This window comes from Buchnera aphidicola (Diuraphis noxia), from assembly GCF_001700895.1.
GTDB classification, from domain to species: domain Bacteria; phylum Pseudomonadota; class Gammaproteobacteria; order Enterobacterales; family Enterobacteriaceae; genus Buchnera; species Buchnera aphidicola_D.
Genome location: NZ_CP013259.1, coordinates 213,807 through 228,830 on the forward strand (window position 1 = coordinate 213,807; position 15,024 = coordinate 228,830).

The 15,024-nt window shown below is 26.0% G+C and carries 8 protein-coding genes and 1 pseudogene; 7 read left to right on the forward strand and 2 right to left on the reverse strand.

Annotated elements, in window-relative coordinates; all coding sequences use genetic code 11:
- Positions 1-268 precede the first annotated feature (268 nt).
- From truA to secA, 3 genes are all read left to right on the forward strand, one after another.
- A complete protein-coding gene (gene truA, locus ATN01_RS01010; protein WP_075433250.1) occupies positions 269-1,069 on the forward strand; it encodes a tRNA pseudouridine(38-40) synthase TruA in 801 nt (266 codons plus the stop codon).
- Positions 1,070-1,158: 89 nt separating this feature from the next.
- Positions 1,159-3,420, forward strand: coding sequence for a penicillin-binding protein 1B (gene mrcB, locus ATN01_RS01015; RefSeq protein WP_075433251.1), 2,262 nt, complete (start codon positions 1,159-1,161; stop codon positions 3,418-3,420).
- Positions 3,421-3,574: 154 nt separating this feature from the next.
- On the forward strand, positions 3,575-6,205 hold the full coding sequence (gene secA, locus ATN01_RS01020; RefSeq protein ID WP_075433252.1) for a preprotein translocase subunit SecA: 2,631 nt from the start codon (positions 3,575-3,577) through the stop codon (positions 6,203-6,205).
- Between the two features lie 480 nt (positions 6,206-6,685).
- Here secA and coaE read toward each other — a convergent pair.
- Positions 6,686-7,338, reverse strand: a pseudogene (coaE, locus tag ATN01_RS01025) (dephospho-CoA kinase).
- Positions 7,339-7,407: 69 nt separating this feature from the next.
- Between coaE and ATN01_RS01030 the strand changes: the two are divergent.
- The 4 genes from ATN01_RS01030 to lpdA all read left to right on the forward strand — a co-directional run bounded on the left by ATN01_RS01030 (position 7,408) and on the right by lpdA (position 14,045).
- Entirely contained in the window at positions 7,408-8,457 is a 1,050-nt protein-coding gene (locus ATN01_RS01030; RefSeq protein ID WP_075433253.1) for a GMP reductase, read from the forward strand.
- A gap of 226 nt (positions 8,458-8,683) precedes the next feature.
- Positions 8,684-11,347 carry a pyruvate dehydrogenase (acetyl-transferring), homodimeric type gene (gene aceE, locus ATN01_RS01035; protein ID WP_075433254.1) on the forward strand — a complete coding sequence of 888 codons (2,664 nt, stop codon included), beginning with the start codon at positions 8,684-8,686 and terminating at the stop codon, positions 11,345-11,347.
- Between the two features lie 12 nt (positions 11,348-11,359).
- A complete protein-coding gene (locus ATN01_RS01040) occupies positions 11,360-12,574 on the forward strand; it encodes a 2-oxo acid dehydrogenase subunit E2 (protein WP_203415004.1) in 1,215 nt (404 codons plus the stop codon).
- 49 nt (positions 12,575-12,623) lie between these two features.
- Positions 12,624-14,045 (forward strand): dihydrolipoyl dehydrogenase, encoded by a 1,422-nt coding sequence (lpdA, locus tag ATN01_RS01045; RefSeq protein ID WP_075433255.1) that lies wholly within the window; start codon positions 12,624-12,626, stop codon positions 14,043-14,045.
- Positions 14,046-14,208: 163 nt separating this feature from the next.
- Here the strand turns inward: lpdA and speD are convergent, their stop codons facing one another.
- Positions 14,209-15,024, reverse strand: a complete 816-nt coding sequence (speD, locus tag ATN01_RS01050; protein ID WP_154021182.1) for an adenosylmethionine decarboxylase — start codon at positions 15,022-15,024, stop codon at positions 14,209-14,211.

Below are 15,024 nucleotides of genomic sequence, written 5' to 3' on the forward strand. Positions count from 1 at the left end.
AGTAAAGAATATGTGTGGTTTATTATTTTTTATGGATTTATTTTAAAACAATTTGTTAAAAATATTTTTTTATAATATATGTTTTCTAGATCTAATTTTATTAGTTTAGGTATATATAGTAAAAATTTTTTTTAAGTAAAAGAATTCATTATAATAAATAATTTTAATATTAACTATATTTTAATATATTTTATACATGATTTTTTAAAAAACAGATTTATTGTACTGTAAAGTATATAATGAGTATTACTTTTAGATAAAATAATATATGAAAAAAATAGTTTTAGGTGTTGAATATGACGGAACTTTTTATCATGGATGGCAACGTCAAAAAAATGTTCCTAGTATTCAAGAAGAAATAGAGACAGCGTTATCTCGCATAGCTAATCATAAAATAAAAGTTACATGTGCAGGACGTACTGATACTGGCGTTCATGGTATAGGACAAGTAATACATTTTTATACTAAATCTATTCGAGAAAAGAAGTCATGGACGATAGGTACAAATAATTATTTATCTCCACATATTTCTATTATGTGGGCAAAAACAGTTTCAAAAGAATTTCATGCTCGTTATAGTGCTATTTCACGTTCTTATCGTTATGTTATATATAATAATAATTCTCGAACTGCTATTTTTCGAAATCGAGCATATCATTTTTATAGAACCTTAAATGCAAAAAAGATGAATTTTGAATCTCAATTTTTATTAGGAGAACATGATTTTACATCTTTTAGAGCACTTAATTGTCAATCTCATTCCCCTTGGAGAAATATTACAAAATTAAATGTTCGTCGTTTTTGTGATTGGGTAATAATTGATATTACAGCTAATTCTTTTTTATATCATATGGTTAGAAATATTGTCGGTTCTTTAATTGAAATTGGTACATCTAATAAAAAAGACTTTTGTATCCAAAAGTTATTAAGAAAAAAAAATAGACGTTTTGCAGGCATGACAGCACCAGCTAAAGGTTTATATTTAACGAAAGTAGATTATCCTTTGCATTTTCATCTACCAATCAAAACGTATGACTCTATTTTTTATATAAATGATATATTTCAATAACATTTCTGAAAATCAGTATTTATTTTTAATATAAAACAAATTGGGGAAAACGTAATGTACATAAATAAAAAAAAAATCTTTTAATACAAATGTCTTCTTTAGGCTTGCTTTTATTTATTTTCTATGGATTATATTTGTATATCAAAATAAGTAAATTAATTGATGGAAAAGTATGGAGTTTTCCTACTTCCATATATTCTCGTATTATCAACTTAGAACCAGGAAGTTTATATTCTCAAACAGAAGTCTTACAATTTTTAAATGATACTATGTATAAAAAAGTCAATACTGTAATGTTACCAGGAGAATATAGTATACACAAAAATCAAATAGAATTTATACGACGATCTTTTGATTTTCCTGATATTAAAGAAAAAGAAGTTTATACGAGGTTATGTTTTAAGAACAATATTTTAACAAAAATTACTAATATTGAAAATAATCGTGATTTTAATTTTTTTCGATTAGAACCGAAGTTAATTACTATGTTAAAAACTCCTGATAGAAAACAACGCATATTTCAGTCTTATGATAAGTTTCCTAAAATTTTAGTTAAAACTTTATTAACAATTGAAGATAAGAATTTTTATAAACATGAAGGTATTAATATATATTCTATTGGTCGTGCCTTCTTAGCAAATTTGACAGCAGGACATACGATTCAAGGTGGTAGTACTCTTACGCAACAATTAGTTAAAAATCTTTTTTTGACTAATACTCGTTCAATTTTTAGAAAAGTAAATGAAATCTATATGGCATTAATTTTAGATTATTTTTACACAAAAAATCGAATTTTAGAACTATATTTAAATGAAGTGTATTTGGGACAAGATGGTGATGAACAAATTCGAGGATTTCCGCTTGCTAGTATTTATTATTTTGGTCGACCAATAGATGAATTAACTTTAGATCAATATGCTTTATTAGTAGGAATGGTTAAAGGAGCTTCTTTATATAATCCTTGGACTAATCCTAGTATTGCAATGAAAAGAAGAAATTTAGTACTATCTTCATTGTATAATCAAAAATTATTTACGAAAAAAATCTATCAAGATTTATGTAAACGTTCTTTGAACGTTCAATGTAGAGGTGATGTTGTTACTTCTCATCCTGCTTTTGTTCAACTTGTTAATACTGAATTAAAAAAAAAAATTAATTATTCCATTGAAAAATATTCAGGTGTAAAAATTTTTACTACTTTAGATTTTGTATCTCAAAATGCAGCAGAAAAAGCAGTAAAAATAGGAATGCCTATATTAAAAAAACAAAAACAATTAAAAGATTTAGAAGTTGCTATGGTCGTTATAGACAAATTTACCGGAGAAGTTCAAGCTTTAATTGGCGGTTCTAAAGTAAAATTTAACGGTTATAATCGTGCTTTACACGCACGTCGTGCAATTGGTTCATTATCTAAACCAATAACATATTTAACCGCTTTATCACAACCAGATAAATATAATTTAAACACCTGGATTTCTGATACACCTATTTCAATTAAATTAAAAAATGGTAAATATTGGATACCTAATAATAATAATTATCATTTTAGTGGAAAAGTGATGTTATTAGATGCTTTAGTTAACTCAATTAATATACCAACAGTGAATCTAAGTTTAGATATAGGATTAAATAAGTTAATTGATAGTTGGTTACGTTTGGGTGTGTCTAGAGAATACCTTACTCCATATCCATCTATATCTTTAGGAGCTATTAATTTAACTCCAATTGAAATTGCTCAAGTTTTTCAAATTATTTCTAATAGTGGTTTTAAATCATCATTATCTTCAGTTAGATCTGTTGTTACTGATAATAATCAAATTTTATATCAAAGTTTACCTACATCGAAACATATAATTTCTTCTGAAGCTTCTTATTTAACATTATACGCTATGCAACAAGTAATAAAAAGTGGAACTGCAAAATCATTAGGAAAAGTTTTTAAAAATATTAATTTAGCAGGAAAAACTGGAACAACAAATAACTTAGTAGATAATTGGTTTGTTGGTATTGATGGAAAGCAAGTAGTAATCATTTGGATAGGTAGGGATAATAATAAAACAACTCGATTATATAGTTCTTCTGGTGCAATGCAAATCTATAAAAAATATCTTCAATATCACAATCCAAAAAATTTAATATTAAATCCTCCGAAAAATATTGATATGTTTTATATAGATAGTTCAGGAAAATTATTTTGTACAAAAAGTGATAATCATAATCGATTTATACCTATATGGTCTAAAAAAGATAAAAAAAATTGTTTTCTAAAAAAACCTATAGATTATTTTGAAAAATTTAAAAACAAAAAAAAATCTTTTTTATTCTGGTTAAAAGATCTTTTTATACATTAAAAATTTAAATTTTATTTATTAATGTTTTATGCATTAGAATTTTTTTCTAAACATTAATTTATAAATAAATTTCAAATAGTTAAAAGGTGTAAAAATAATAAACATTTTTTTAAAAATTAATTCATTTAAAAAGATTTAATATGAGAATTATAATATGTTAATTAAAATTTTTACTAAAATATTTGGTAGTCGTAACAATCGTATTTTAAAAAAATATGAAAAAATATTATTTTCTATTAATAAATTAGAAAAAGTTTTTGAAAAATTTTCAGATCAACAATTAAAAAACAACACGAAAATATTTCGTAGACGACTAAGCAATGGTGAATCATTAGATGATTTATTACCAGAAGCTTTTGCTACCGTTCGAGAAGCTAGTAAACGTGTGTTTAATATGCGTCATTTTGATGTACAAATACTTGGTGGAATTGTTTTAAATAACCAATGTGTCGCAGAAATGCGTACAGGAGAAGGAAAAACACTTACATCTACATTACCTGCTTATTTAAATGCATTGACAGGAAACGGTGTTCACATAGTTACTATGAATGATTATTTAGCACGTAGAGATGCTAAAAAAAATACTGAATTATTTCAATTTTTAGATTTAACAGTTGGTTTAAATTTACCTGACATGTCTTTTTTATCTAAAAAAAAATCTTATTTATCTGATATTACTTATGGAACAAACAATGAATATGGATTTGATTATTTACGTGATAATATGGTTTCTTTCCCTGAAGAAAGAGTTCAAAGGGGGTTAAATTATGCATTAGTAGATGAAGTAGATTCAATTTTAATTGATGAGGCTAGAACACCTTTAATTATTTCAGGTACTTCAGAAGATAGTTCTGATTTATATGAGGAAATCAATAAAATTGTACCTCTTTTAATATTGCAAAAAAAAGAAGATTCAGAGGTGTTTCAAGGCAAAGGACATTTTTTTATTGATGAAAAATCCAAACAAGTACATCTTACAGAAAGAGGATTAATTGAATTTGAAAGAATATTATTTGAAAAAAAGATGATAAAAAAAAGAGATTCTTTATATTCTTCAAATAATATAGTGTTAATGCATCATATTTTATCTGCACTTCGTGCACATAAGTTATTTATTCGAGATGTAGATTATATTGTAAAAGACGATAATATAGTTATTGTAGATGAGCATACAGGACGCACTATGCCGGGACGTCGATGGTCAGATGGATTACATCAAGCGATAGAAGCAAAAGAAAATGTTTCGATAAAAAGTGAAAACAAAACATTAGCTTCTATTACTTTTCAAAACTATTTTCGTTTGTACAAAAAAATTGCAGGTATGACAGGAACTGCGGCAACTGAATCTTATGAATTTAGTTTAATTTATAATCTTAATACTGTAATCATACCAACAAATAAGCCTATGATACGGAAAGATATGTCAGACTTAGTATATATCACTGAACAAGAAAAAATGAAGGCTATTATTAAGGATATACAAAGATGTATAAAATCGAATCAACCTGTACTGGTGGGAACTGTTTCTATTGAAAAATCAGAAATGATTTCTAAAATCTTAAAAAGATTAAATATTAGACATAATGTTTTAAATGCCAAATTTCACGATAAAGAAGCAGATATTATAGCACAAGCAGGGAAATCTAAAGCAATAACTATTGCTACTAATATGGCAGGACGTGGTACAGATATAGTTCTTGGAGGAAATTTAGATGCTGAATTAAATCGAGTGTCAAAAAAATATCCTAATAAAATTAAAGAAATAAAAAAAAAGTGGAAAAAAGAACATGATTTAGTTGTGTCTGCAGGTGGATTACATATAATTGGTACTGAACGTCATGAATCACGTCGTATTGATAATCAATTGATAGGGCGTTCTGGTCGTCAAGGAGATAGTGGATCTTCTCGTTTTTATCTTTCTATGGAAGATACATTAATGAGGATTTTTGCATCTGATAAAATGATTCATATGATGCGCAAATTAGGATTATCTTTTAATGAAGCTATTGAGCACCCCTGGGTAACAAAAGCAATAGAAAATGCTCAAAAAAAAGTAGAAAATCGAAATTTTGATATCAGAAAACAATTATTGGAATATGATAATGTTATTAATGAACAACGTTGTTTAATATATTCTAAAAGAAATCAATTACTTGATTCAAAAAATATTAAACAAATTATTTATAAAATTTTAAAAAATGTATTAATTAGAACTATGGATAGTTACATTTTAAAAAATAAAAATGTAAAGAAAGAATCTATTATTAGATTAGAAAATAAACTAAATACTGATTTTAATTTGCATATATCTATTTGGGATGAGTTCAATAAAAATTCTAGTTTAAAAATTGAAGATATTAAAAATAAAATTCTTAATTATGCAAAAAGTAATTATAATAAAAAAGAAAAATTAATTGGTGAAAATAATATAAGAAATATAGAAAAAGCTATTATGTTACAAACTTTAGATTCTCTTTGGACAGATCATTTATCAGCGATGGATTATTTAAGACAAGGTATTCATTTACGTGGATATGCTCAAAAAGATCCTAAACAAGAATACAAACGTGAATCTTTTAATATGTTTTCTGACATGTTAGAATCATTACAATACGAAGTAGTGTCTTGCTTGAATAAAATTAATTTATCTGATGTAAAAAAGTATATGTCTTTGCATCAAGATTTATCATATTCAAGCTCTTCTAAATGGACAAAAATTAGTCGAAACATACTTTGTATATGTGGTTCAGGAAAAAAATACAAGTATTGTCATGGTGCTTTATAAAAATTAAATTATTACAAATCAAGTGATATTTTAAAAATAAGATATAAATAAAATGTTTAAATATAGAAATTAGAATGATGATAAAAGAGTTCTATACCAACCAGGAAATATAAAAAACATTTATGGGAATTTCTAATTGGTAAAATTAAACAAACATAAAAATATAATATCTGCATTAAAAAGAGAATTATTAAAATAAGTTAGAATTAAAATTCTAACATTTAAATGTTTTCAATCGCAAAAGTATATGTATTGTCAAGCATCGTTAAAATTATATTTTTTTAATATATAAATTGAAAGAAAAAATTTATGTTAAAGAAAAATATTTTTATATTTGAGAGTATTCTAGAATCTAGATTCTAATGCATTTTCACCGGAAAATTTCAATATTTTGTTAACTTTTAAAAACAATATAAATTTTTTTAATAAAATTATATAAAAAAATATTGCCATTATATTTAAACTTAAAAAGTCCATATATTAATAAAACCTTGTTAAATAATTTTTTTTTATGCTGATTGTTTGTTTTTGATTATTTTTTTTTGATAAATATGAATAAAACAAATTAAAATAATCAACATATTTTCTTATTTGATGAATACTGTTTTTATTAAAAATAATATCATCTGATATGGCAATTCTTTCTTTTCTTGAAGCTTGTGCAGAAATAATTTTCTTAGCACTTTGTATACTGATTTTATCTCTTTTTATCACGCGTTTTATTTGGTTTTTGAGAGTGGTATCTACTAAAAGAATTCTATTCGGTATATGTTGTAATTTTTTTTCAATTAACAAAGGTACTACCCATAAACACCAATGTTCTTTAACCAGTTGTATTTGTTTTTTGCTTTCTCGATAAATTTTAGGATGTAGTAAATTTTCCAACCATAATCGATCATTTTGGTTGTTAAAAATATGTTCTCTTAAAGACAATCTATCAATTGTGTTGTTTGATTTTAATATTTTTTTTCCAATTTTTTTTTTATAGCATCTGATATTTTATCATTATATTTTATAATCTTTTTTGCAATTGCATCTGTGTCAATAATATTGACACCTATTTTTTTAAAACTATTAGAGACCGTAGTTTTGCCACTACCAATGCCTCCAGTAAGTGCTACAATATAAGTCATATTTTTTGTATTCAATGTTGTTTTTATATAATATCTGTAATTATATATTTTTATTAGGATTCTAATTTTATGCGTATTGAAGAAGATATTAAATTAGGTTTTAAAGATGTATTGATTCGACCAAAACGTTCTATTTTAAAAAGTCGTTCTCAAGTAGATTTAATTCGTACTTTTTCTTTTAAATATTCCCCTTTGACATGGTCAGGAATTCCTCTGATTGCTGCAAATATGGATACGATAGGAACTTTTCAAATGGCACAAGCTTTATCAGGTTTTAAAATACTTACAGCGATACATAAATATTATTCTTTTGAAGAATGGAAAAATTTCATTTTATCATCTTCTAAAGATATATTAAATTATGTAATTGTGTCAATTGGAACATCTAAAGATGATTTTGTAAAAATTAAAAAAATTTTTTTATTATCTTCGGAGTTAAAATATATTTGTATTGATGTTGCTAATGGTTATTCTGAATATTTCGTCTCTTTTTTAAAATTAGTCAGAGATTTTTTTCCTGATAAAATTATTTGTGCAGGTAATGTTGTGACTGGAGAAATGGTTGAAGAGTTAATAATTTCTGGAGCGGATATAGTGAAAGTAGGTATTGGACCGGGTTCTGTGTGTACAACGAGAGTTAAAACTGGTGTTGGTTATCCTCAACTTTCGGCAGTTATAGAATGTTCCGATGCAGCGCATGGATTAAATGGTCAAATTATTAGTGATGGAGGTTGTTCTGTTTCTGGAGATATTGCTAAAGCGTTTGGTGGTGGAGCAGATTTTGTTATGTTAGGTGGTATGCTGTCTGGACATAATGAATGTTCAGGAAGGATAGTAGAAGAAAAATCTAAAAAATATATGTTGTTTTATGGAATGAGTTCTATCTCTGCTATGAAGCGTTATTCAGGAGAAATTAAGGGATATAGGGCTTCTGAAGGTAAAACTGTTAAAATACCTTTTCGTGGTGATGTCCATGTTACTATACGTGATATTTTAGGCGGTATACGTTCTACTTGTACTTATGTTGGAGCTGAAAAACTAAAGGAATTAACAAAAAGAACTACTTTTATCAGAGTAAATGAACAAGAAAATTGTATTTTTGATATTTTTAAAGAGTGATTTGTATTATCTTTATAAAAAGATTTATTTATTAAAATCAATAAAATTAACTGTATTTATATATGATTAATTTTATTGATTTTTTTAAAAATATATAATTAATGTTTTCTTAATAATATATGTAAAATAATTATCATAAACTAATGAAGAAATTATTTTATAATAGTATTTATATTAAACCTTAATTTAATCGTTAAATACATAAAATGTATAAGGAATTTATAGCATGTTAAAACGTTTATATGATGACGTGGATCCAATTGAAACTAGCGATTGGATACAGGCTATTGAATCTGTGATTTGTAAAGAAGGTTATAAAAGAGCTTATTTTTTAATCGAACAAATTTTAAAAAAATCTAAAATAAATAGATCTGAATTTTTCAGATATTTTTTTACTAGTGATTACATTAATACTATCTCTAGTAAAGATGAATATGAATATCCTGGAGATCTTATTTTAGAACGACGTATTCGTTCTGTAATTCGTTGGAATGCCATGATGATAGTATTGCGTGCATCAAAAAAAAATTTAGAACTAGGTGGGCATTTATCATCTTTTCAATCTTCAGCAACAATATACGAAGTTTGTTTTAACCATTTTTTTCGAGCTAAAAATAAAAGAGATGGTGGTGATTTAATTTATTTTCAAGGTCATATTTCTCCTGGTATTTATGCTCGTTCCTTTTTGGAAGGACGTTTATCAGAAGAACAATTAAATAATTTTAGACAAGAAGTTGATGGAAAAGGTTTACCTTCGTATCCTCATCCTAAATTAATGCCTAATTTTTGGCAATTTCCAACTGTATCTATGGGTTTAGGTCCTATATGTGCAATTTATCAAGCTAAATTTTTAAAATATCTACAAGATAGAGAATTAAAAGACACTAAAAATCAAGTAGTTTACGCTTTTTTAGGAGATGGTGAAATGGATGAACCAGAATCTAAAGGTGCTATTTCTATAGCTTTTCGAGAAAAACTAGACAATTTAATATTTATAATAAATTGTAATTTACAAAGGTTAGATGGTCCAGTAGTAGGAAACGGAAAAATTATAAATGAATTAGAAAGTTTTTTTTATGGCGCAGGATGGAATGTAATAAAAGTAATATGGGGAAGTAAATGGGATGATTTATTAAAACGAGATACAACTGGAAAATTAATTCAATTAATGAATGAAACAATTGATGGAGATTATCAAACTTTTAAATCTAAAGATGGTGCGTATGTTAGAAAATATTTTTTTGGAAAATATAAGGAAACATCAGAATTAGTTAAACATATGTCAGATCAAGAAATATGGGAGTTAAATAGAGGAGGTCATGATCCTAAAAAAATATTTAATGCATTTAAAAAAGCACAAAAAACAAAAGATAAACCTACAGTAATTTTAGCACATACTGTCAAAGGATATGGTATGGGAACTATTGCAGAAGGTAAAAATATAGCACATCAAATAAAAAAAATTAATACTAATGGTATAGCATATATTCGAGATCGTTTTAATCTTCCTATATCAAATAATGATTTAGATCAATTACCATATATTACTTTTAAACCAAATTCTAAAGAATATAATTATATACATACTCAAAGAAAAAAATTAGGTGGTTATGTTCCTTTTCGTTTATCTAAATTTACTCATGAGTTAATTTTACCCGATTTAATAGATTTTAAATTATTGTTAATAGAACAAAATAAGAAAATTTCTACAACTATAGCTTTTATACGTGTTTTAAATATACTTTTAAAAAGTAATGATATAAAAAATTTAATAGTGCCTATTGTTGCCGATGAAGCACGTACATTTGGAATGGAAGGATTATTTCGAAAAATTGGTATTTATAGTTCTAACGGTCAAAAGTATATTCCTCAAGATCGAGAACAATTAGCATATTATAAAGAATCAAAAAAAGGTCAAATTTTCCAAGAAGGAATAAATGAATTAGGTGCTGCTGCATCTTGGTTAGCAGCTGCTACTTCTTATAGTACGAATGATTTTCCTATGATCCCTTTTTATATTTATTATTCAATTTTTGGTTTTCAAAGAATAGGAGATTTATTTTGGGCTGCTGGAGATCAGCAAGCAAGAGGTTTTTTAATAGGTGGAACTTCAGGAAGAACTACTTTAAATGGCGAAGGATTACAACATGAAGATGGTCATAGTCATATACAATCTTTAACAGTTCCTAATTGTATATCTTATGATCCTGCTTTTGCATATGAAGTTGCTGTGATTATACAAGATGGATTAAGACGTATGTATGGTCCTTTACAAGAAAATATATATTATTATATTACTACTGTTAATGAAAATTACCATATGCCTGCTATGCCTAAAAATGCAGAAAAAGGAATCTGTAAAGGTATTTATAAATTAAAAACTTTACATGGTACAAATATAAAAATACAGTTAATGGGTTCTGGTGCAATTCTACGTTCTGTTTGTAAAGCTGCAGAAATTTTACTCGAAGACTATCTAATAACAACGGATATATATAGTGTTACGTCTTTTACAGAGTTAGCTAGAAATGGTGCAGATTGTGAAAGATGGAATATGTTACACCCTCATGAAAAAAATAAAATAGCTTATATTAAAAAGGTGATGAATCAACATCCTGCTGTTGCAGCTACTGATTATATGAAGTTATTTGCAGAACAAATTCGTCATTACATTCCGGCTCAAGAATATCATGTATTAGGAACAGATGGTTTTGGTCGTTCCGATAGTCGTGATAAGTTACGTAATCATTTTGAGGTTAACGCATATTATATTGTAGTAGCAGCTTTGAATTTACTAGCTAAATTAAATAGTATTCAGACTAAAGTAGTAGAAGATGCAATTATTAAATTTAATATTAATATCGATAAAATTAATCCGCGTTTAGCTTAAGAGGTAAAAACAGTGGATATTGAAGTAAAAATGCCTGATATTGGTTTAGATGAAGTAGAAATCATAGAAATTCTGGTAAATGTTAATGATATGGTAGAAATAGAACAAGGATTAATTACTGTGGAAGGAGAAAAAGCTTCTATGGAGATACCGTCTCCTATATCAGGAATGGTAAAAAAGATTTTTATAAAAATTGGTGATAAAGTTAAAACTTCTTCTATTTTAATGAGTTTAAAAATAAATAATATAAATTCCTATCAAACTAAAAAAAATGAAAATTTATCTACAATAGAGGAAAAACCCTTAAAACAAGATACATTTGTTAACTCTCATAAATTAAATAAAAGTGTGGTTGTACACGCTACTCCTTTCATAAGACGTTTAGCAAGAAATTTGAATATTGAATTACAAAATGTCGTCCCTACTGGTCGTAAAAATCGTATTCTAAAAGAAGATGTTGAGTTATATGTAAATCAATTAAAACAAACGAATTTAAAAGAAAGCAATACGATTAATTCTGCTATTTTAAATATAATACAAAAATCAGAAATTGAATTAAGTAGCCTTCAAAAAATTGTTGGTGTAAGATTAGAAAAAAATTGGAAAAACATACCTCATGTTACACATTTTGACGAATTTGATATTACAATTTTAGAACAATTTCGTAAAAAATATAATGCTGAAAACAATGTTAAAAATAATGTTACGATATTAGTTTTTATACTTAAAGTAGTTGCTTATGCATTAAAAAAATATCCTATTTTTAATAGTTCTTTATCTGATAATAAGAAAAAAATCGTTTTGAATAAATACATTAATATAGGAGTTGCTGTAGATGTAAAAGATGGTTTATTTGTACCTGTATTAAAAGATGTTGATAAAAAGAATATTAAACAGTTATCTTTTGAATTAATAAATTTAGCAGAAAAAGCACGACACAATAAATTAAATTCATCCGATATGACACAAGGATCTTTTACGATATCTAACTTAGGCGGTATTGGAGGAACTTGGTTTTCTCCCATTATTAACTCACCTGAAATAGCTATTCTTGGTGTTTCAAAATCTAAGATAAAACCTTTATGGAATGGTAAAGAATTTATTCCTTCTTTAATGTTACCATTGTCTTTGTCTTATGATCATCGTGTAATTAATGGTGCTGATGCAGCACGTTTTGTTACATTTATTGGGAAATTACTTTCTGATATGCATTTTTTAATTATGTAATTTATTATTTATCAAAAAAATTGTGTTAATTTTTTTTAAAGAGGTTAAGATGCATCAAGAAATTTATACAAAAGTTGTTGTGATTGGCTCAGGACCTGCTGGATATTCTGCAGCTTTTCGTTGTTCAGATTTAGGCTTAGATACAATTTTAATAGAACGTTATAATAAATTAGGTGGTGTTTGTTTAAATGTAGGTTGTATTCCTTCTAAAGCATTGTTACATATAGCAAAGGTAATTAAAGAATCAAAAGAATTACATACAACAGGAGTGTCATTTAATCCGCCATTAATTAACATTGAGAAAATTAGAAGTTGGAAAGAAACCATTGTCAGCAAATTGACGACTGGTTTATCTAATATGCAAAAAAAAAGAAAAATACAAGTTGTTCAAGGAAGTGCTATTTTTAATACGGATAAAAGTCTTGTAGTGATAAATAAAGAGAAAAAAATTACTATTTTTTTTGAACATGCAATTATTGCTACTGGTTCTCATCCTATTAAAATTTCTTCTATACCTAACGATGATGTCAGAATCTGGAATTCGACTGATGCTTTAATGTTGAAAAATATACCGAATCGTTTTTTAATTATAGGGGCTGGAATTGTTGGACTTGAAATGGCGACTATATACAGTGCATTGGGTTCTAAAGTTGATGTAATTGATCGTTTTAAACATTTTTTACCTTCAGTAGATAAAGATGTCAGTGATTTATATATAAAATCTATTAATAATAGATTTAATTTAATACTTAATACTCATGTAGAAAAAATTAAATCAATAAATAATAAATTAATGGTAAAAATAATAGAAAACGATATTAATAAAAGATATGTATCTTATGATGCAATATTGGTAGCTATTGGAAGAACTCCAAATATTCATGAAATAGGACTAGATAAAATAGGAATAAAAATTAATAATTTTGGATTTATTGAAACAAATCAACAATTACAAACAAATATATCTCATATTTATGCTATTGGTGATGTCACAGGTCCCCCTATGTTAGCCCATAAAGGCATACATGAAGGACATATTGCAGCAGAAGTTATTTCTGGTAAAAATCATTATTTTGAACCTAAAGTCATACCATTAGTATCGTATACAGAACCAGAAATTGCTTGTGTAGGATTAAATGAAAAAGAAGCAAAAAAAAACAATATAGATTATGAAGTCTCGATTTTTCCTTGGAATGCATCTGGAAGAGCGGTTGCTTGTAATGCTACTGTAGGTATGACAAAATTAATTTTTAATAAAAATAATAATGAAATTATTGGTGGTTCTATTATAGGTACTAATGCAGGTGAATTAATTGGTGAAGTTAGTCTTGCAATTGAAATGGGTTGTAATGTAGAAGATATCGCATTAACTATTCATGCTCATCCTACTTTATCTGAATCAATTGGTTTATCTGCAGAAATTTTTCAAGGAACTATAACAGATTTATTAAATGTGAAATCTAAAAAATAACTTTTTTAAAGTTATCTAATGAAAAGTTTTTTATTAGATAACTTAAAAGTTTTGATAAATGTACAATATTAAAAAATTAATAAATAACTCTAAAAAAATATTTCTTACGAAGACGGAAAAAATTCACGTTTTTCATAACATATCTTTTGTAATTATTATAACTTTACGAAAAATTAACTTTATTTTCAGTTATATTTCTGCCGTAATATATTTCTCTCATTTCTTTCCATAATAAATTAATTATATGAGATTGTTGTTCTTTTTTTAAATCTTGTAAATTAATATTAAATAAATAATTTTTTAAATTAAATTCTCTTAATAACATTCTAGTATGAAAAATATTTTCTTGATATACGTTGACATCGACCATATCATACATGGCTTTTATGTTATCGGACATAAAATTTTGAATTGAATTAATGTCATGATCAATAAAGTGTTTGATACCATTAATATCTCGAGTAAATCCTCTAACACGATATTCAATAGTAACAATATCAGATTCTAATTTATGTATAAGATAATTTAAAGCGTTAAGAGGTGATATAATCCCACATGTTGAAATTTCAATATCTGCTCGAAATGTGCAAATTCCACTTTGTGGATCGCTTTCTGGATATGTATGCACACATATATGACTTTTATCTAAATGAGCAACAACAGAAGATGATATTATATTGTCGTTTAATACATTAATTTTATCTATATTTATTGGTTCTTCACAAACTAAAATAGTTACACTTGCACCTTGTGGTTCATAATCTTGATGAAATATATTTAAAACATTAGCACCAATAATTGAACAAGTTTTTCTTAGTATTTTAGTTAATCGAATAGCATTATACTGTTCATCAATATAAGAAATATAACCGTTACGTGAATCATTAGTATTCGCATAGCAAATATCATAGATACAAAAACTTAGGCTTTTAGTTAAATTATTAAAGCCATATAATTTTAGTTTTTGCAATTTAATTAT